At 65.2% G+C, this 18,242-nt stretch carries 24 protein-coding genes; 13 read left to right on the top strand and 11 right to left on the bottom strand.

What is annotated here, in order from left to right; genetic code table 11:
- Window positions 1-148: 148 nt before the first annotated feature.
- The 5 genes from G566_RS15670 (at window position 149) to G566_RS0106405 (ending at window position 2,576) form a co-directional block, all read left to right on the top strand.
- A complete protein-coding gene (locus tag G566_RS15670) occupies window positions 149-451 on the top strand; it encodes an AtpZ/AtpI family protein (RefSeq protein ID WP_022679855.1) in 303 nt (100 codons plus the stop codon).
- An 18-nt stretch (window positions 452-469) separates the two neighbouring features.
- On the top strand, window positions 470-1,198 hold the full coding sequence (locus G566_RS0106420) for a F0F1 ATP synthase subunit A (RefSeq protein ID WP_040605451.1): 729 nt from the start codon (window positions 470-472) through the stop codon (window positions 1,196-1,198).
- Between the two features lie 36 nt (window positions 1,199-1,234).
- On the top strand, window positions 1,235-1,462 hold the full coding sequence (locus G566_RS0106415; protein WP_022679853.1) for an ATP synthase subunit c family protein: 228 nt from the start codon (window positions 1,235-1,237) through the stop codon (window positions 1,460-1,462).
- 70 nt (window positions 1,463-1,532) lie between these two features.
- Entirely contained in the window at window positions 1,533-2,009 is a 477-nt protein-coding gene (locus tag G566_RS13730; RefSeq protein ID WP_022679852.1) for a F0F1 ATP synthase subunit B family protein, read from the top strand.
- A gap of 9 nt (window positions 2,010-2,018) precedes the next feature.
- On the top strand, window positions 2,019-2,576 hold the full coding sequence (locus G566_RS0106405) for a F0F1 ATP synthase subunit B family protein (RefSeq protein ID WP_022679851.1): 558 nt from the start codon (window positions 2,019-2,021) through the stop codon (window positions 2,574-2,576).
- Window positions 2,577-2,580: 4 nt separating this feature from the next.
- On the opposite strand, the gene G566_RS14740 is transcribed toward G566_RS0106405, so the two are convergent.
- Window positions 2,581-3,813 carry a hypothetical protein gene (locus G566_RS14740; RefSeq protein ID WP_156874445.1) on the bottom strand — a complete coding sequence of 411 codons (1,233 nt, stop codon included), beginning with the start codon at window positions 3,811-3,813 and terminating at the stop codon, window positions 2,581-2,583.
- A gap of 216 nt (window positions 3,814-4,029) precedes the next feature.
- Here G566_RS14740 and G566_RS13720 point away from each other — a divergent pair, with 216 nt between their 5' ends.
- The 4 genes from G566_RS13720 to G566_RS0106380 are packed head-to-tail and all read left to right on the top strand — an operon-like array spanning window position 4,030 to window position 6,926.
- The gene (locus G566_RS13720) at window positions 4,030-4,557 is read left to right on the top strand and encodes a GNAT family N-acetyltransferase (protein ID WP_022679849.1); all 528 of its coding nucleotides are present in this window, start codon (window positions 4,030-4,032) and stop codon (window positions 4,555-4,557) included.
- A gap of 26 nt (window positions 4,558-4,583) precedes the next feature.
- Window positions 4,584-5,153, top strand: a complete 570-nt coding sequence (locus G566_RS0106390) for a DUF1285 domain-containing protein (protein ID WP_022679848.1) — start codon at window positions 4,584-4,586, stop codon at window positions 5,151-5,153.
- Complete coding sequence (locus G566_RS0106385) at window positions 5,143-5,736, top strand: CoA pyrophosphatase (protein WP_022679847.1); 594 nt, start codon at window positions 5,143-5,145, stop codon at window positions 5,734-5,736. The genes G566_RS0106390 and G566_RS0106385 overlap by 11 nt, the downstream gene beginning before the upstream one ends.
- Window positions 5,733-6,926 carry a CCA tRNA nucleotidyltransferase gene (locus G566_RS0106380; RefSeq protein WP_022679846.1) on the top strand — a complete coding sequence of 398 codons (1,194 nt, stop codon included), beginning with the start codon at window positions 5,733-5,735 and terminating at the stop codon, window positions 6,924-6,926. The genes G566_RS0106385 and G566_RS0106380 overlap by 4 nt, the downstream gene beginning before the upstream one ends.
- Here G566_RS0106380 and G566_RS0106375 read toward each other — a convergent pair.
- The 7 genes from G566_RS0106375 to recO form a co-directional block, all read right to left on the bottom strand.
- Window positions 6,917-7,123 carry a type II toxin-antitoxin system antitoxin gene (locus G566_RS0106375; RefSeq protein ID WP_022679845.1) on the bottom strand — a complete coding sequence of 69 codons (207 nt, stop codon included), beginning with the start codon at window positions 7,121-7,123 and terminating at the stop codon, window positions 6,917-6,919. The two genes, G566_RS0106380 and G566_RS0106375, sit on opposite strands and share 10 nt — an antisense overlap.
- A gap of 7 nt (window positions 7,124-7,130) precedes the next feature.
- Window positions 7,131-8,024, bottom strand: coding sequence for an SPFH domain-containing protein (locus tag G566_RS0106370; protein WP_022679844.1), 894 nt, complete (start codon window positions 8,022-8,024; stop codon window positions 7,131-7,133).
- A 66-nt stretch (window positions 8,025-8,090) separates the two neighbouring features.
- Window positions 8,091-8,411, bottom strand: a complete 321-nt coding sequence (locus G566_RS0106365; RefSeq protein WP_022679843.1) for a hypothetical protein — start codon at window positions 8,409-8,411, stop codon at window positions 8,091-8,093.
- A gap of 38 nt (window positions 8,412-8,449) precedes the next feature.
- Window positions 8,450-8,623 (bottom strand): hypothetical protein, encoded by a 174-nt coding sequence (locus G566_RS15365; protein ID WP_022679842.1) that lies wholly within the window; start codon window positions 8,621-8,623, stop codon window positions 8,450-8,452.
- Between the two features lie 6 nt (window positions 8,624-8,629).
- Window positions 8,630-8,800 carry a hypothetical protein gene (locus tag G566_RS15360; RefSeq protein WP_022679841.1) on the bottom strand — a complete coding sequence of 57 codons (171 nt, stop codon included), beginning with the start codon at window positions 8,798-8,800 and terminating at the stop codon, window positions 8,630-8,632.
- 40 nt (window positions 8,801-8,840) lie between these two features.
- Window positions 8,841-11,087, bottom strand: coding sequence for a DNA topoisomerase IV subunit A (parC, locus tag G566_RS0106350; RefSeq protein WP_022679840.1), 2,247 nt, complete (start codon window positions 11,085-11,087; stop codon window positions 8,841-8,843).
- A gap of 41 nt (window positions 11,088-11,128) precedes the next feature.
- The gene (gene recO / locus G566_RS0106345) at window positions 11,129-11,857 is read right to left on the bottom strand and encodes a DNA repair protein RecO (protein WP_169522771.1); all 729 of its coding nucleotides are present in this window, start codon (window positions 11,855-11,857) and stop codon (window positions 11,129-11,131) included.
- Window positions 11,858-11,972: 115 nt separating this feature from the next.
- Here recO and G566_RS0106340 point away from each other — a divergent pair, with 115 nt between their 5' ends.
- Window positions 11,973-12,683, top strand: coding sequence for a cistern family PEP-CTERM protein (locus G566_RS0106340; RefSeq protein ID WP_022679838.1), 711 nt, complete (start codon window positions 11,973-11,975; stop codon window positions 12,681-12,683).
- On the opposite strand, the gene era is transcribed toward G566_RS0106340, so the two are convergent.
- Together era and rnc are read right to left on the bottom strand one after the other, a co-directional pair.
- Entirely contained in the window at window positions 12,680-13,594 is a 915-nt protein-coding gene (era, locus tag G566_RS0106335) for a GTPase Era (protein WP_022679837.1), read from the bottom strand. The two genes, G566_RS0106340 and era, sit on opposite strands and share 4 nt — an antisense overlap.
- Window positions 13,591-14,328, bottom strand: a complete 738-nt coding sequence (rnc, locus tag G566_RS0106330) for a ribonuclease III (protein ID WP_243442420.1) — start codon at window positions 14,326-14,328, stop codon at window positions 13,591-13,593. The genes era and rnc overlap by 4 nt, the downstream gene beginning before the upstream one ends.
- A 92-nt stretch (window positions 14,329-14,420) precedes the next feature.
- Here rnc and pgi point away from each other — a divergent pair, with 92 nt between their 5' ends.
- On the top strand, window positions 14,421-15,923 hold the full coding sequence (pgi, locus tag G566_RS0106325) for a glucose-6-phosphate isomerase (RefSeq protein WP_022679835.1): 1,503 nt from the start codon (window positions 14,421-14,423) through the stop codon (window positions 15,921-15,923).
- Window positions 15,924-16,000: 77 nt separating this feature from the next.
- Here the strand turns inward: pgi and G566_RS0106320 are convergent, their stop codons facing one another.
- Window positions 16,001-16,297, bottom strand: coding sequence for a hypothetical protein (locus tag G566_RS0106320; RefSeq protein ID WP_022679834.1), 297 nt, complete (start codon window positions 16,295-16,297; stop codon window positions 16,001-16,003).
- 100 nt (window positions 16,298-16,397) lie between these two features.
- On the opposite strand from G566_RS0106320, the gene G566_RS13715 reads away from it, so the two are divergent.
- Together G566_RS13715 and G566_RS15795 are read left to right on the top strand one after the other, a co-directional pair.
- Window positions 16,398-17,342: a LysR family transcriptional regulator gene (locus G566_RS13715; protein WP_022679833.1), complete on the top strand. Its 945-nt coding sequence runs from the start codon at window positions 16,398-16,400 to the stop codon at window positions 17,340-17,342.
- A 93-nt stretch (window positions 17,343-17,435) separates the two neighbouring features.
- Window positions 17,436-18,233, top strand: a complete 798-nt coding sequence (locus tag G566_RS15795) for a PEPxxWA-CTERM sorting domain-containing protein (RefSeq protein WP_156874444.1) — start codon at window positions 17,436-17,438, stop codon at window positions 18,231-18,233.
- Window positions 18,234-18,242 lie beyond the last annotated feature (9 nt).

Genomic DNA, 18,242 nt, shown 5'->3' with positions numbered 1-18,242 from the left:
ACAACGCTCGCAATTGCACCAAGGTTGCACTGCACAACGGTTGACATGCCCACCCCCCGCATCTAGGACGCGCGCCAAGTCTTGCCGGCATCGCTGGCGGGGCCGTCTGTCATATGCGGCAGGCAGTAGGATCACAGGGATTTGCGCCTTGGCCAAACCGCCCACCGACGAGGATAGCCTCGCGCGCCGCATTGCTGCGGCCCGGGCGGCGGAACCGAGCCGGAAGGATGGCGCCAAGCTGCAGGAAAATCAGGGCTGGCAGGCGGCGTCGGAATTCATCGGCGCCATGCTGGCCGGCGGTTTCATCGGCTGGTTCATCGACCGGCAGGCCGGAACCGGCCCCTGGGGTCTGATCACGATGTTGTTGCTGGGGTTTGTGACGGGTCTTACCCAGTCGCTGCGCCGGCAGAAGCGGATGGACCAAGAGTCCGCCAAACGGGACGAGGAATAAACGGCCGTGGCCAACCCGATGGAGCAGTTCAAGATCGAAACCATCGTCCCGCTGAACGCGGGCGGCTTCGATCTGTCGTTCACGAACAGCTCGCTGTGGATGCTGATCACGCTGCTGGCGGTTTCGGCCTTCCTGTTCATCGGCACCGCCCGCCCGCAGCTGGTGCCGGGCCGGATGCAGGCCGCCGTCGAACTGCTTTATGATTTCATTCGCGACATGCTGCGCGAAAATGTCGGCAAGGATGGCCTGCGCTACGCTCCCCTGATCTTTGCTGTCTTCATCTTCGTGCTGTCGTGCAATCTCATCGGCATGGTGCCATTCGTGCACAGCTTCACGCCCACCAGCCACATCGCCGTCACCTTCGGTCTGGCCATGATCGTCTTCATTCTGGTGGTGATCGTCGGCTTTGCCCGCCACGGCCTGCATTTCTTCTCGCTGTTCCTGCCGGAAGGCACGCCGCTGTTCGTGGCGCCGCTGGTAGCTGCGATCGAATTCCTGTCGTTCCTGTCGCGACCGTTCACGCTCGCCATCCGGTTGTTCGCCAACATGACCGCCGGCCACGTGCTGATGAAGGTGTTTGGCGGCTTCGTGGTGTCGCTGGGTGCGGTCAACATCGGGCTGGGCATCATCCCGCTGGGCGTCAACGTCGCGCTCACCGCGCTGGAACTGCTGATCGCCGTCGTGCAGGCCTATGTGTTCGCGCTGCTGGCCAGCATCTATCTCAACGACGCCGTCAATCTTCACTAATCAATTCAACCACTAGATCACCGTAGAGGACGAACAATGGAAACTGTTGCTGCTTACAAGCTGATCGGCGCCGGCCTGGCCGCCATGGGTGCTGGTTTCGCCGCCATCGGCGTCGGCCTGATCTTCGGGATGTTCCTGCAGGGCGCGCTGCGCAATCCGGCCGCTGCCGACAAGCTCGGCGCCCGCCTGATCTTCGGCTTCGCCGTGACCGAAGCTCTGGGCCTGATCGCCGCCGTTGTCGCGCTGGCGCTGGCGTTCGGTTGATTTCGGCTCTGGCGCTCGGTGGTAACCACCGGGCGCCAGCCTTTAACCGCTGAAAAGCCGGGGATGATCCGTGCCACAATTTGATCCTGCCAGTTTCGTATCACAGCTGTTCTGGTTCGGCGTGATCTTCACGCTGCTCTATTTCGCTGTGGTGCGGCCGACTTTGCCCAAGGTGGGCAAGGTGATCGATGCGCGTGAAGCGCAGGTCGGCGGCGATCTGGATCGGGCCGAAGCGGCCAAGGGCGCGGCTGATACGCTGCGCGCTGATCACGAAACCGCCATGAAGGCGGCCCGCGATGCCGCCCAGGCGGCGGTGGCCCAGGCCCGCGAAACCGCGGCCAAGGCCAGCGACGCCCAATTGAAGGCCCTCGGCGCCCGTCTGGATGCCGATGCCGAAGCCGCTGCGGCCTCGCTGGAACTGGCGCTGGGCAGTGCCCGCGCTGGCCTCGAAACCACTGTTGCCGAACTGACCAGCGAAGCCGTTGCCAAGCTGGTGGGCATCGAGATCACCCCTGCCGACGTGTCGGCAGCGATCGCGGCCCGCTGAGGATCGATCATGGCTGAAGAACAGGTCCACACCGCTGAAACCCAGGCTGAAGGCGGCCATCACGCCGAACCGACGCTGCTCGGCGTTGGCGCCGAAGGCTGGGTTTATACCGGCGTTGCCATCTTCATCGTGCTGGCCGTGGTGGTGTTCAAGGCACCGTCGCTGATCGCCAAGGCGCTGGACGACCGCATCGCCGGCGTGAAGAAGCAGCTCGACGAAGCCGCCACCCTGCGCGCTGAAGCCGAAAAGCTGCTGGCCGACGCGCAGGCCGCCAAGGCTGCCGCCGGATCGGAAGCTGCTGCCATCCGCCAGCGCGCGCAGACCGAAGCCGCCGATCTGGTGAAGGCCAGCGAAGCCGCCGCCAGCGACGCCATCGCGCGCCGCACCGCTGCCGCTGCCAGCCGCATCGCTGCTGCCGAACGCACCGCGACGGCAGAATTGAAGGCGGAAGTCGCCGCCCAGGTGACCAAGGCCGCCGCTGCGATCATCGCCGCCCGCGCCGACAAGGACCTGCAGACCCGGCTGACCGACGAGGCCATCGCCGGCCTCGACCGCCGCCTGCACTGATCCTTCAGAACGGATCGACGTAGCAGTTGTGCACACCGCCGCTGGCACAGGCCGGCGGCATTGACGGGCGAGGGCTCGCGCTGTCCCAGTATGCCGATACGTTGGGATTGGCGCCTTCATGGCAGCCGTTGGCACAGCCCGGCTGATTGACCGTGTTGGTCCAGCCGGCCTGGCTGCTGATCGGCACATAGCGAAACGTGCTGCCCGATCCGGCCGGGCTGGAGGCATCGGTAGAGCCTTTCACCCGCAGGGTGAAATTGCCATGATCGGTGCCAACCATGTTGCGGCGCAGCAGTTTGGCCCAGGTCGGATCATCGGGCATCACCAGATAGACATTGTTGCCCGTGTGACAGCCGGTGCAGTTTTCGCGCAAACTGTCTCCATCCTGCAGATCGCGTATACGCACGGTCATGTTGGCCCAACCGATGGCTGTCGCACCGGGGCCAGCGCTGCGCAATTTATTGTCCCAGAAACAGGCCGCGCCGGTGGTGGCGCTTTGGCAGATGATGCCCGTCAGGCTACCCGGTGCGCCACTGCCGCGCAGCAGCGCCACGCAGGCGCCGCGCTTTTGCGGATCGTGAAAAGTATAGACACCGGCATATTCGCCGGGGCTGACCAGGTTGGTTACCAGCGCGCCCTGATTCTTCCAGTCCGTGCCGCCGGTGGCAAAGTCTGGCGGGATCGGCACATCGGCGCTGCGACACCGCAGCATGTAATTGGTGCCGATCAACGGCACCTCCGCCAGGCCAAGCAATTCGCGAAGCCGAGCCAGACGGGCATCAGACAACAGCAGTCCGCGGAACCGGCCGTTGCGCTGCAACAGCAGATCGTTGATGAGAGCCAGGCGCTGCCCGTCTTTGTCGTCACGCTTGGCCAGATGGCTTCTGATGGCAGCGCCGCGCAGCCAATAGCGTTCGGCAGCGCTCAAACGCTGGCTGGCCAGCAGCTTGGCAATTCGCGGGTCAACTGCTGCGGCCGGCGTGTCGAGCCGTTGCATCAGATCATCCTGCATGGCGATCAGGGCGTTTTCGGTCAGCACGATGCGGCGCATATCGGCATCGAAGAATTCGCCGTGGCCGCCCAACGCGATCTGATCGGCACGGCCAATGGCGGCCACTTCGCCGCCGCTCAAGCGCGGCGGCGTCTCGGCCAGCGGGCTATCCTTTGGCGTGCACGCTGCCAACAACAGGCTTGCACCAAGGCTCGCAAACAGTGGAATTGTCACAGATCGGCGCATGGTTCATCCCCTAGGATGGCCGTCCCTGAGCCTTAGGACTGCCTGAAGGGCTCACCCGACACAAGCCCCAATGCTCATTGCGCATTCACCCGGCCACTGATAAGCAGATGCACATGATGCATCTGTTGAGCCTTGGCCGACGAAACTGACACTGCGCCGTCTGGTGCAGTGCCCGCTTGCGTTTGTCGCCCCGTTTTGCAGAAAGCCGTCGTTCCTGTGATCACCATTCTTCCGCTGGCGCCCGGGCACCAGCCTGTCATCGACTCCCTGCTCGACGATCGGTTCGGCCCGGCGCGCCGCAACCGCACCGCCTATCGCCTGCGGGATCGCGCCGAGGTGCCGGGTGATTTCTCATTCGTGGCCATGGACGGCGATTTGCTGGTGGGCAGCCTGCAATGCTGGCCGATCCGTTTGAAAAGCGTGGGCGGCGCGCGGCAGCCGATGATCCTGCTCGGGCCGGTCGCGGTGGCGGCAGCGCGTGAAGGGCAGGGCATCGCCTCCACCCTCATGCGCACCAGCCTGGCCGCGCTCGATGCGGCCGACAGTCCGCCGGTGCTGCTGATCGGCGATGCGCCCTTCTATGGCCGCTTCGGCTTTTCGGCGGCGGCGACGCGGCACTGGGAACTGCCCGGCCCGGTCGATCATGATCGGCTATTGCTGCGTGGGCCCACCACGGGATTGCCGCGCATCGCCTGGGTGGAAGCCGCCAGCGGCAACCCGCCCCGCACCGCCAAGGTTGCCTGAACGGCGTCTTGCCCTATCTAGGGCGCGTGAGCATCGAATCTCCTGCTGATCGTTTTGCCGAACTGCTCGCCCTGTCGCGGGCCGGCAAGCGGCTGCCCGTGGAACATTGGCACCCCAGCCATTGTGGCCACAGCGACATGCGCATTGCCGCTGATGGCACCTGGTTCCACGCGGGCTCTCCCATTGGCCGCAAGGAACTTGTGCAGCTGTTTTCCTCGATCCTTCGCCGCGAACCCGATGGCAGCCATGTGCTGGTGACGCCGGTGGAAAAGCTCGACATTGATGTGGAGGACGCGCCGTTCATCGCGGTGGATGCCGACTGGGAGGGCGAGGGGGAAGCCCGGCGCATCCTGTTTCGCCTGAACACGGAAGATGTGGTGGCGGCCGGTCCGAACAACATGCTGGATGTGCAGATTGGCGGCGACGGCACGCCGCGGCCCTATCTGCATGTGCGCGGCGGGCTGTTCGCGCTGGTCAACCGCGCCACCTTCTATCGCCTGGCCGATCTGGCATTGGCCGAAGGCGCAGAGCCACCCGGCCTGTGGAGCGACGGTGCCTTTTTTCCATTCATGCAGGGCATCGACGATGCCGCTTGATCGCGTGCGCTCCCTGCTTAGCGGGCCGTTCACGCCGCGCCCGCACGGCGATTGGGATCTGGATCGCGCTGGGCCGCCGCCCGTTGATGTGCTGACTCCGGCCTCCGTACTGATGGCAATCTCCGATGAAGCCGCGCCGCAACTGCTGTTCACCCGCCGCACCGCGAATCTCAAGCGCCACCCCGGCCAGGTCGCCTTTCCCGGCGGGCGCCAGGATGCCGAGGACGCCGATGCCGTGGCGGCCGCCCTGCGTGAGGCGGAGGAGGAGGTGGCCCTGCCGCGCAGCCAAGTACAGGTGCTGGGTACGCTTGATCCTTATCGCACCGGCACCGGCTATCTGGTGACGCCGGTGGTGGGCGTGGTGCCGCCCGGATTGACCCTGCGCGCCCATCCAGATGAGGTGGACGAATTGTTCCACGTGCCATTGGCCCATGTGCTCGATCCGGCCAATCATCTGCGCCAGAGCGGCCAATGGCAGGGCCAGACGCGGCATTACTGGTCGATCCGCCATGATCGCCATTATATCTGGGGCGCCACTGCCGGCATGATCGTCGCCCTGTCGCGCCGGCTGGAGACGCTGTGAGCCTGCCCCAAACTCTGCCAACGCAAGCCTGGGCCAACACACCGGCAGGCGTCGATCTGCTGGCCGCACTTGAGGCTGAGGCGGGAGAGACACGGCTGGTCGGCGGCGCCGTGCGCGACGGGCTGCTTGGGCTGGGCGGGGCCGACATCGATCTGGCAACGCGGTTTGCGCCGGACGAGGTGATGAGGCGCGTGAAGGCCGCCGGCCTGAAAGCCGTGCCCACCGGCATCGCGCATGGCACGGTCACGGTGGTGGGGCATGATCTGGTCGCCGAAGTCACCACCCTGCGCCGCGATGTGCAGAGCTTTGGCCGCCACGCGCAGGTCGCCTTCACCGATGACTGGCGCGAGGATGCGGCGCGGCGGGATTTCACCGTCAACGCGCTTTATGCCCATCTGCCGGACGGCGTGATCGATGATTATTGGGGCGGCCTTGACGATCTGTCGGCGCACCGTGTGCGCTTCATCGGCGATCCGCTGCTGCGCATTGCCGAAGATCATCTGCGGATCCTGCGCTTCTTCCGTTTCTCCGCGCGTTTTGCGGGGCAAGTGGATGCCGACGGGCTGGCGGCCTGCACCGCCCGCGCCAATGATCTGATGGCGCTGAGCCGCGAGCGGATCGCGATGGAATTGCGCCTGCTGCTGGCGCTGCCCGATCCGGTGGCGACGCTGGCGCTGATGCTGGAGGCGGGGATCTTCCGCCCGGTGCTGCCGGAACTGGATGTGGCACGTCTGCCGGTGCTGGTGCAAGTGATCGTGGCCGAAGCCGCTGCTGGCCTGTCGCCGGCCTGGGAGCGCCGGCTGGCAGCGCTGTTGCCGCCCGGTGAGACGCGCGTGGCGGCGGAGATTGGCGCGCGGCTGAAGCTCTCCAATGCGCGGCGCATCCGGTTGGTGGCGGCAGTGCAACCGGCCGGGCCGGCGCCATATTGGCCGATGGCCTACAAGGATGGCGGCGAAGCAGTGGTCGACCGGTTACTGATTGCCGGTGATGCGATGGCTGCTGTTCCATTGATCGGCTGGCACCGCCCCCGTCCACCGGCGTCAGGCAAGGACATCATCGCCCGCGGCGTCGCGCCCGGTCCGGAAGTGGCAAAGCGATTGGGTGCGTTCGAACGGGCCTGGGTGGCGGCGGGTTTCCCCAACGATACGGAAACAGTCGCCGCGCTGCTGGACGCTGCCGTTCAGTCCTGAGGCAATTCAGATGCGGGGGGCCGCCCGCGCTTCGGCGCCGGCGTCACCGCCACCTTCACGCCGCGCTTTGCCAGCGCCTCACGCAGCAGCACTTCGATCTGCGCGTTGAGACTGCGCAAATCTGCCGCTGCGGCCCGTTCCAGCGCCTCATGAAGGGCAGGATCGAGCCGCAGGGGAAAGGCCTTCTTCGCCGTCATCGCACCGTCAATAGAGGCTGCCTGCATTGACGATGGGCTGGGTCTCGCGCTCGCCGCACAGCACCACCATCAGGTTGGAGACCATGGCGGCCTTGCGCTCATCATCCAGCTCGACGACATTCTTCTCAGAGAGCTGCGCCAGCGCCATTTCGACCATGCCCACCGCGCCCGCCACCAGGGTTTCGCGCGCAGCGACCACGGCGGCGGCCTGCTGACGGCGCAGCATGGCGCCTGCGATTTCGGGGGCATAGGCGAGGTGGGTGAAGCCGCATTCATCCACCGTGATGCCGGCCACGCTCAGCCGGTTGATCAGTTCGGCGCGCAGTTCGCCCGACACACGATCGTGATCGCCGCGCAGCGTGACTTCCTTGTGCTCGAAATCGTCATAGGGGTAGCGCGCGCCGATGGTGCGCACCGCCACTTCCACCTGCGCCGTCACGAAGCCGCGATAATCGTCGACATCGAACAGCGCCTGCGCCGTATCGGTGACGCGCCACACCAGCTGGGCAGCGATCTCGATCGGGTTGCCGCGCAGATCATTCACCTTGATCTGCTGCGAAATCAGGTTGTTGGCGCGCAGGGAAATCTTCGTCTTGCCCATCCACGGCCAGGTCCAGCGCAGGCCGTTCACCCGATCGGTGCCGCGATAGTCGCCAAACAGGGTGATCGCCGCGCCCTCGTTGGGTTGCAGCATGTAGAAGCCTGTGGCGACGAAGGCGAAGGTGAGCGACAGCGCGATCACGCCCAGCACCGCCAGCGGCCCAGCACCGCCAACCAGCGCCAGCAAGGCGGCGCCCAGCGCCACCAGATTGATCAGCAACAGGAACAACATGGCAATGCCGTTGGCGCCAACGCCGGCGCGTTCAAGGCTGGGCTGGCGGGCCGGATCATGTGTGGTCACATTAATCTCCTCGATTTAAATATGATATCATAATTATATCGATTCGAGCCGAACGGGCAAGCGGAATCAGTCGTCGCTGCTGCCGCTTTCATCGCTGCTGTCATCGTCCCAGTCTCCGCTGGCGCCGCCGCCGCCAAAATCGCCACCACCGGCTGCGAACGGCGCATCGTCGATGATCAATTCGTCGGAGCGCAGCCGCACTGGCACATCATCCGCCCAAGGTTCGATCAATGGATCGAGGCCAGGATCGATGATTGGATCAAGCGGGATATCGCGGCGCGACAGAGGAGGGCGGGGCAAGGGCGAGTGCGCCGCAGCCCGGCTGGCGCTGGCACCAAACAGCATGAACAGGGCAATCACCACAACGATGATGATGATCGCCGTCATCGGCTCAGGCGCCGTTCACGGCCGGACGCCTGCCGGGGTCAATCGCCCCCGCCGCCATCACCGCCGGCATCGCCGTCACTGCTGCTGTCGACAACGGTGCCATCGCTGGCGCGTTGCTCCAGCCGCTTGAAGCTGTCATTCTTGCGCGCGTCGCTGACCATGATGAAGCCGGCGACGCCCAGCGACAGCAGGATGAGGATGACGACAACCATGGCGGTTCAGCCCTTTGACGGCTGATCGCCGCCCTGATCAGTGGATGGGCTATTCTGTTCCGCGCCCGTTGGCGGGCGGCGGCGCTTGAACACGTTGGATGGATCCTTGGCCGCCAGGTAGAAAAACCAGGCGAACATGGCGACGTTCAGCACAGCAATAAGGATGACACCGATCATGGCACCATCCTTACCCCGGCCTGGCGGTGCTGGCGAGTGCTCAGGCGGTGAACTTGTTGTCGCGTGGGAAGCCGTTGGGTGGCATCCGCCCGGCGCTGGCGCGCGCGCCCTTCCAGAAAGTCAGGTCGGCTTCCGTGCGGGTGCGGCCACTGTCGCCGCCCATTGGCCAGCTCAGCCCTTCCGCCATCACGAATGTGCGCACGTCGCTCATGCCGCCATCCTTGTATTTTTGCAGCGCCACGCCCTGGCCTTTCTGCATCTGCGGCAGTTCTTCCAGCGGGAACACCAGCAGTTTGCGGTTCTCGCCGATCACCGCCACCATGTCGTCGGCCGGGGAGATCCAGCGCACAATGGCCAGCCGCGCATCACCCTTGGGTGACATGATCACCTTGCCCTTGCGGGTTTCCGCCAGCAGCTCGGCACTGTCGATCTGGAAACCGCGACCATCGCTGGCCACGAGCAGCAGGCGGCGATCGGGCTGGTGTGTGAACAGGCTGACAATCTCCGTCCCTTCCGCCAGATCGATCATCAGCCGCAACGGTTCGCCCAGGCCGCGCCCGCCGGGCAGGCGATCGGGAGAGAGCGTGTAAAAACGGCCATCGCTGGCCGCCAGCACCAGGCGATCGGTGGTGAAGGCGTGGAAGGCGTAGGCCGGCCCGTCGCCTTCCTTGAACTTCAGCGCTTCGGTGCTGGCCAGATCGACATGGCCCTTCATCGCGCGAATCCAGCCCATGGCCGAACAGATGATGGTCAGCAGTTCCTTCTCGATCATCGCCTCGATCGGCACGAACTTCACCTGCGGCGCGTCCGCGATGCTGGTGCGGCGGCGGCCGAGCAGCGTCGTGGGGCCATAGGCAACACGCAGGGCGGCCAGATCGGTGGCCAGCCGCTCGGTTTGCTGCGCCTCGCTGTCGATCAGGCCACGCAGGCCTTTGGCTTCCCCGGTCAGGGCCTTGTTCTCGCGGGTTATCTCGATCTCTTCCAGCCGGCGCAAGCTGCGCAGCCGCATGTTCAAGATGGCTTCGGCCTGCACCGCAGTCAGATCAAAGGCCGCAATCAGCTCGGCCTTGGCATCATCGGCTTCGCGGATGATGCGGATCACCTCATCCAGGTTGAGATAGGCCTTGAGCAAGCCGCCAAGCACTTCCAGCCGCGCCTCAATCCGGCCGAGCCGATAGCGCGAGCGGGCAATCAGCACTTCACGCTGGTGGATCAGCCATTTGGCGATCACGGGTTTGAGCCCCAGCACGCCCGGCCGGCCTTCATCCAGCACGTTCATGTTGAGCGGAATGCGCACTTCCAGATCGGTCAGCTTGAACAGGCTTTCCATCAGCACGTCGGCATCGACATTGCGCGATTTCGGCGTGATAACGATGCGCAACTGCTCGTCGCTTTCATCCGCTACGTCGGCGAGGATCGGCAGCTTCTTCTCGGTGATCAGTTCGGCCAATTGCTCGATCAATTTGCCTTTCAGCACCTGATAGGGGATTTCGCTGATGATGATCGTCCAGGTGCCGCGGCCCTGGTCTTCCACGCTCCAGCGCGCGCGCAGGCGGAAACTTCCGCGCCCGGTGAGATAGGATTCGGCGATGCTGGCCCGCGGTTCGACCAGCACACCGCCGGTGGGAAAATCAGGCCCGGTGACGAACTGCAGCAGATCGGTTTCCGGTGCATCGGGTGCGCGCAGCAGGTGCAGCGCCGCATCGACGATTTCGACCGGGTTATGCGGCGGGATGGAGGTTGCCATGCCGACCGCGATGCCGGCCGCGCCGTTGACCAGCAGGTTGGGGAACAGGCCGGGGAACACCTCCGGCTCTTCCTCTTCGCCGTTATAGGTGGTGCGCATCGGCACCGATTCTTCGTCCAGCCCATCCATCAGGCGGATGGCGGCATCGGTCAGCCGCGCTTCGGTGTAGCGCATGGCCGCCGCGTTATCGCCGTCGATATTGCCGAAATTGCCCTGACCATCGACCAGCGGCACCCGCAGCGCAAAACTCTGCGCCAGTCGGACCATCGCATCGTAAACCGACTGGTCACCGTGCGGGTGATATTTGCCGATCACGTCACCCACCACGCGGGCGCATTTCTTGTAGCCCTGATCGGGGTTCAGCTTCAGCAGCCGCATCGCCCACAACAGGCGGCGGTGCACCGGCTTCAGGCCATCGCGCAGATCGGGCAGCGAGCGCGCGGTGATGGTGGAAAGGGCATAGACCAGGTAGCGGTCGCCCAGCGCAGCGCCGAACGGGGCTTCGATGATATTGTCGCTTGTCGTGGGGAGGCTGGCCATGGCGATGGGTTAGCGGTGGCGGGCATTGCCCGCAAGCGGTGTCAGCGGGTGAGCAGGCTGACCAACCGTTCGCGGGCTGTCCAGCAGCGCTTTGCCGCCACGCCATCACGCAATACTTCGCGGGCGAGGAAGTGCCCCGTGAGCGCCAGGCCGTCGGCAATGGCAGCGGCATTGGATTCGCCCTCACCCAGCAGGAAGACGGGCAAGCGCAGCAATTTGGCCGCCCAAGGCTCCCCGGCGCCACGGCTCACAGCCTGGCGAGACTTGGGCGAAACAAACGCCAGATCACTGGTCGCGCCAGTGGCTGCGCAACTGGTTAGATCGAGGCCCAGCCCAAGTTCGGCGAGCAGCGCCAATTCCAGCCGTACCAAAGCCGGGCCAACGTCTGTCGCCAGCGCGCCCGCGGCCGCCGCGCCAAACAGCGCATCAAACAACGGGAACAGCCGTGGCTGGGCTTCGCCCTCGTTCAAACAGGTGGCCGACAGGCTGGCGAGATAATCGACCAGCGCCAGCGCCGCCGGCCCGTGCATCATCGCCATGTTGGTGCCCAGCGGATGCACGGTCGCAAAGGCCAGTTGCCCGGCTGACCTTGTCACCAGATCGAGCGCGACGCGATTGCCGATCTGCAGCACCGGCCGCAGCTTGCGCCCGCGCCCGCCCTGCACATAGGCCGCGACAAGCCCCTGATCCGCCGACAGGAATCGCGCCACCACGGCATGTTCGCCGTGGGGGGCAAGGGCCACCACCAGTGCAGGTTCAACGCGGATCATGGCGGCCATCATAGTGGCAAGCGTGACCGGCGCAGCAAATATGCACGTTAACCAAAAAATTAGAATTGATTCAGGGAACCGAATCGACTATCTATGTATTAGTAACGGTTTGTTAATGACCATAAACAGATTTGCGTTCGCTTTTGCCTTGGCTCTGGTGGCGGCTCCGGCAGCCGCCGTGGTGCCGCTGGTGAATTCGCCGATCACGGTCACGTCGGCCGATGTCGGCAAGTCGTTCACCTACACCTACAATGGCATCATCGGCGAACAGAACCAGTCTGGTCTGGCCTCGGCGATCACGTTCACCCTGAACAGCGTGGCCGGGCAGATCTGGAACTTCTCTGCCGAGATCGACAACACGCTTTCCACCGCACCCGTTGGTGGCCGCATCTCCAGCTTTGGTTTCAACGGCAATCCGGAAATCATCGGGGCGACCCCGATTTCGGGTCCGTTCGGCACAGCCGTCATCAACGCCGGCTTCCCGCAGATTGGCGGCCAGACCACCATCGATTTCTGCCTGACGGCCAACAATAACTGCAGCGGCGGTGGCGGCGGCGGCGTGACCAACGGCAATGTGGCGACACAGGAATTCGCGCTGAGCTTCGCCAACAACATCACCTCGGTGATCTTCAACAACTTCATCGTGCGCTACCAATCCATCACCGGCAGCGGCCTGGGCACTTCCGGTGTCGGCATGGGCACCAACGATGGCGGCTTCAATCCGGGCGGCGATCCCATCCCGGAACCATCGAGCTGGGCGATGCTGATTGCCGGCTTTGGCTTGATCGGCGCGATGGCGCGCCGCCAGCGGATCGTCGCAGCTTAATCCACGAAATCGAGGCCGACCGCGCTGTAGAGGCTGCGGTCATCCCCCCAATCGGCGCGCACCTTGATGTGCAGGAACAGGTGGACCTTGCGGCCCAGCAGGTCGGCAATGTTGGCCCGCGACGTCGCGCCGATTTCCTTGATGCGGCTGCCGCCCTTGCCCAGCACGATGGCCTTCTGGCTGTCCCGCTCGATGATGATCTGCTGGTGGATGGCCACGCTGCCGTCGCGGCGCTCTTCCCACTTTTCGGTTTCAACGGTGGCGGCGTAGGGCAGTTCGGCATGCAATTGCAGATACAGCTGCTCGCGCGTCAGTTCGGTCGCCATCAGCCGGGTGGTGGCATCGCTCAACTGGTCTTCCGGATAATGCCACGGGCTCAGCGGCAGGCGTGCGGCCAACGCCGCCTTCAGTTCGGTAACGCCATCCCCGGTGCTGGCACTGATGAAGAAGATCTCTTCGAACGTCGCCAGTTCGTTGCAGCGGCTGGCCAGATCGAGCAGCCGCTCCTTCACGCAGATATCAACCTTGTTGAGCACCAGCAATTTCGGTTCACGGCGATCGGCCAAGGTGGCGATGATCTCGGGCACATCGCCTTTCAGACCAGCCTTGGCATCGATCACCAGCACGATCACCTCGGCATCGGTCGCGCCATCCCAGGCCGCCTTCACCATGGCGCGGTCCAGCCGGCGGCGAGGGGCAAAGATACCGGGCGTGTCCACCAGCAGCATCTGCGCACTCTCATGGATGGCGATGCCCACCAGCCGCTGCCGCGTCGTCTGCACCTTGGGCGAGACGATGGCGACCTTCTGGCCCACCAGCGCGTTGACCAAGGTGGATTTGCCTGCGTTGGGCGCGCCAACAACGGCGATGGTGCCGCAGCGGGTGGTGATGGGGGTCAGTTCACTGGTCATGCTTCAAGGCTTTTCAACAACAGGGTGGCGGCGGCCTTTTCGGCCTCTTGCCGGGATTTGCCGGTGGCGCTGGCCGGCGGGGCGCCGCGCACCGTCACTTCCACGGTGAACACGGGCGCGTGATCGGGGCCATCGCGGTTCACAACCAGATAATCCGGCATGCCCAGCCGGCGTTTCAGCGCCCATTGCTGCAGGGCGCTCTTGGGATCGTTCAGGAACGGGTGATCCGATTGCATCATCGGGCCCCAGTGGCGGGTGACAAACGCCGAAGCCGCCGTCCAGCCGCCATCGATGAACACCGCCGCCGTCACCGCTTCGGCCACATCGCCCAGCACATTGTCACTGTCGGCCAGGCCCTTGCCGCGGCTTACCGGTTCCATCGCGATCAGCAGGCCGGCATTCCAGGCGCGCGCCACGCGGGCGTTGGCCGGGCCTTCCACCATGGCGTGCAGCCGCGCCGTCAAGCGGCCTTCGGCTTCATCATGCTGGCCATAGAGCAGGCCAGCGACCACGCAGCCAAGCACGCGATCGCCTAAGAATTCCAGCCGCTGGTAACTGGCGCCGGGCTGGCGGGTGGCGCTGCCATGGGTGAGCGCGCGATCGAGCAGCGCCAGATCGGCAAATTCATGGCCCAGCACGTCGCGTGCGAACGCCGCCAGCCGCTCCATCCGGTCGGCACGGGCCAATTCGGGGCCGGGCCCCGGATCGGGCATCGCCTTGCGCTTTCGAGTCATCGGCTTCGCCGTGGGCCGATTGCACCAGCCGGTCAAGCCTTTGGCCGCAACAGGGCTGGACTTCGCACGCCCAAGGCTGGAAAACATGTCGCATGGATCATCTTGCTGCCATCCGCGCCGCTGGGGCTGAACCGGTCGATATCCGCGCCCTGTTTGCGGGCGAGCCTGATCGGCTGGCCCGCCTGTCGGCCAGTGCCTGCGGGCTGCACATGGATCTGTCGCGCCTCGCGCTGCCGCTGCCGGTGCTGGATCAATTGCTGGCCGCCTGCACCGCTGCCGATCTGCCGGGCTGGCGGGCGCGGCTGCTGGCGGGCGAGGTCGTGAACCTATCGGAAGGCCGCGCCGCCACCCATACCGCTGAACGCGGGGTCGGCAATGCCGTGGATGTGGCCGTTGCCCAGGCCGCCGCCAAAGACGTGGCGCGCATCGCCGAGCAGCTCCGCGCCCAGGGGGTGAGCGACGTGATCCTGATCGGCATCGGCGGTTCGGCGCTGGGGCCGGCGCTGCTGAACGATGCGCTGGGCCGTGACGGGGATGGGCCCACGATCCATGTCGTCTCCAACATCGATGGGGAGGCGCTGCACCGCGCACTGGCCGCCTGCCAATCGGCAACAACGCGGCTGGTCATCATCTCGAAAACCTTCACCACCGCCGAAACCATGACCAACGCCGAAACCGCCCTGGCGCGGCTGGCCGGTCGCCGCTCCGACTGCATCGCCATCACCGCCCGCCCGGATCGCGCCGCCACGTGGGGTGCCGGCCATGTGCTACCCTTCGCCGAAAGCGTGGGCGGGCGTTACTCGCTGTGGTCCGCCGTTGGCCTGCCGCTCGCTATCCGTTGCGGGCCGGACGCGCTCAGCCAGTTGCGCGCCGCCGCCGCCGCCATGGACGCGCATTTCCGTGACACCCCGTTGGCGCACAATCTGCCGGTGCTGGCCGCGCTTGCCGATGTGTGGGCCGCCCACGGCCAGGGCCATCAGACGCGCGGCGTGTTTGCCTATGATGAACGGCTGCGGCTGCTGCCTTCCTATCTGCAACAGCTGGAAATGGAATCGAACGGCAAAGGCGTCGCCCACGATGGCAGCCCGCTGGCCGGGCCAACCGCCGCCATCACCTGGGGCGGAACCGGCACGGATGCCCAGCACGCCGTGTTCCAGCTGATCCACCAGGGCACCTGCGTGGGCCCGGTGGAGTTTGTCGCCGTGCTGGAACCGGCGCACGATCTGCCCGCCACCCACCATCGCCAACTGCTGGCCAATTGCTTCGCGCAAGGCGCCGCGTTGCTGAAGGGGCGCAGTTTCGAAGCGGCGTTGGCGCTGTCCGACGGCGACGAAGCGCTGGCCCACGCCAAGACATTCAGCGGCAACCGGCCATCCTCCACCCTGCTGCTCGATCGCCTCGATCCGGCGACACTGGGTGCGCTCATCGCCTTTTACGAACACCGGACGTTCGTGGCGGCCGTGCTGCTCGGCATCAACCCGTTCGATCAATGGGGCGTGGAACTGGGCAAGGAACTGGCCAATGCCCTGCTGGCCGGGGAGGATCTGGGCTTCGATCCCTCCACCGCGCGGCTGGTGGCGCGGGCGGGACTCTGAACGAAAAAACGGCGGCCACCCCGGGTCTGGGTGGCCGCCGCAAGACCAGCCGGCGGGAGGGCGCCGGCTGACGGGTCTCAGCGCCGCTCGGCGAACTGCACGGTGCTGGCGAACTGGGTGCGGGCCTGGGCGAACTTCTTCGCGGCTTCGTGGGCATTGCCTTCAGCGCAGATCTTCTCGGCGATCTTTATCGAACGCAGCGCCTTGGCGGCATCCTGCGGGTTGGCGATGGCGGCTTCGGTGCGCAGCTGCTCTGCCTGCACGGTGCATTGGGTGGTGCCGGCGTGCGCCGGGGTGATCGCGGCAATGGGCAGGGTGGCGGTCAGCATCAGGGCGGCGATGGTCAGGCGGTCGATTGTGGAGCGTGCGATCATGGTCTGGGTCCTTATGTTGTTCGGCGGGCGGTGGCTTGCCGATGACTGGGTTTTAAGTCACACTCAGACCCAAGTTAATCCACGCAATGATTGTCGCCCCATGAAGAACAGCTACACAATCCCGCGCAATCTGCTTGATGGCCTCGAAGCCTTCCTGCGCGTGGCGGAGCGACGCTCCTTCCGCGAAGCCGCCGAGGATCTGGGTGTCTCGCCGTCGGCCATCAGCCAGACAGTGCGCCAGCTGGAAGAGCGCATCGGCGTGCCGCTGTTCATCCGCACCACGCGCTCGGTGGGCCTCACCGAAGCCGGCGCGCTGTTCCACGCCCAGGCCGCCCCCGCCTTCGCCAGCCTGGTGAGCGCGTGGGAAGGCGCGCGCACCTATGGGGGCCGCCCGGCCGGGCTGCTCCGGCTCAACATGCCGCGATCGGTGGTGCCGATCCTGATCGAACCGATCATCGCCGATTTCTGCGCCCGCTATCCTGATGTGGACGTGGAAGTGACCGGCGAAGATGCGCTGATCGATCTGGCCGCCAGCGGGCACGATGCCGGCATCAGGGTGGGCGAACTGCTGGAGGCAGACATGATCAGCGTGCGCCTGTCGCCTGCCTTCCGCTTCGTCACCGTGGCGTCACCTGCCTATCTCGCGGCACATGGTCGGCCCTATGCCCCGATCGATCTGAAACAGCACAATTGCATCCGCCAGCGCATCTCCAGCGGCGCCATGATGCCGTGGCGCCTTTTGGACGGCAACCGTAGCATCGAAGTGGCGGTGAAAGGCCGGGTCATCGTCAACGATATGGCGTCGGTGGTCTCGCTCGCACAGCGGGGCATGGGCCTGGCGCAAGTCAGCGAGCCGCTCGTCCTCGGACAGGTGCGCGATGGCGAACTGGAAGTCGTGCTGGGCGATATGGCTACCTCCAGCCCCGGCCTCTTCCTCCACTACCCCGGCCACGCCCAGGTGCTCCCCAAGCTGCGCGCCTTCATCGATCATGTGAAAGCCGCCGTGGCGTCGGGGATGCTGGACCGGCTGATTCCGCACGCGTGAGGAGAGATTTTCGGTCTTTTTCAATATCATGATTGACGAATGGCCCAGCCTGCGTGAAGATCACGGCAATAATAGGGGTCAGCAGGAGTATATATGCGTCGCGCGCAAATGATACTGGGGCTGTTCGCCCTGACGGTAGCCGTTCCAGCGGCAGCCAATATTGAAGTGGTCGGTCTGCAGTTTGCCCGGAACTTCCTCCCGCAAGGCGGGCCGCCGGGCACCGGTTCCCAGGTGTTCGCGCAACTGGCCCTCGGTTCCAATTTTTCCTCCGGCTTCACCAGCACCCCAGCGGGCTTTCGCTCCCTGTTTGCCTTCGGCGATCCTCTGCTGGCCACAGACTGCTGCTTTTCCGGTACGCGCTCGTTCGGGCGCTATTCCGTGTTTGCCGCCACAAACGGCGGCAGCGTGTTCGACTCCTTCCAATACACGCAGGATGCCTGGTCGCTGGCACCGACATTGTCAGGCGGATCACTGCCCACGCTCGATACGAAAATCGATGCGCTGGTGTCCCTGGGCGGTGGCTTCGTGCAGGCCAGCAATGCCAACTGGGCTGGCCAGCGCTTCACCATCTTCGATAATGATCGCGGCCGTTACGCTTTTGATAGCGGCTGGATCGCTGCCGACGCGCAAGAAGTGCTAATCCCCATGGGCGCCCTGCGTGGTGGCACCAATTATTTCTGGGCGCTCTATTTCGAAAACCGGATCGACCCGCCGGGTCTGGAAAACGCCACCCCAACCTCGATCCGTTTCAGCACGTCCGTCGGCGGCTTCGGTCAGGCCGCCGCCATCCCGGAGCCCGCCAGCTGGGCCCTGTTGATCGCCGGCTTCGGCCTGGTGGGTGCAGTCTCCCGGCGGCAACGGTGGGCAAGCGCAGCAACCAGCCGCGCCTGACACTCAGTT

The organism is Sandarakinorhabdus limnophila DSM 17366 (assembly GCF_000420765.1).
In the GTDB taxonomy this organism is placed as follows: Bacteria; Pseudomonadota; Alphaproteobacteria; order Sphingomonadales; family Sphingomonadaceae; genus Sandarakinorhabdus; species Sandarakinorhabdus limnophila.
Note: the sequence above shows the minus strand (reverse complement) of the source record. Positions and strands in the feature narration are given on the sequence as shown.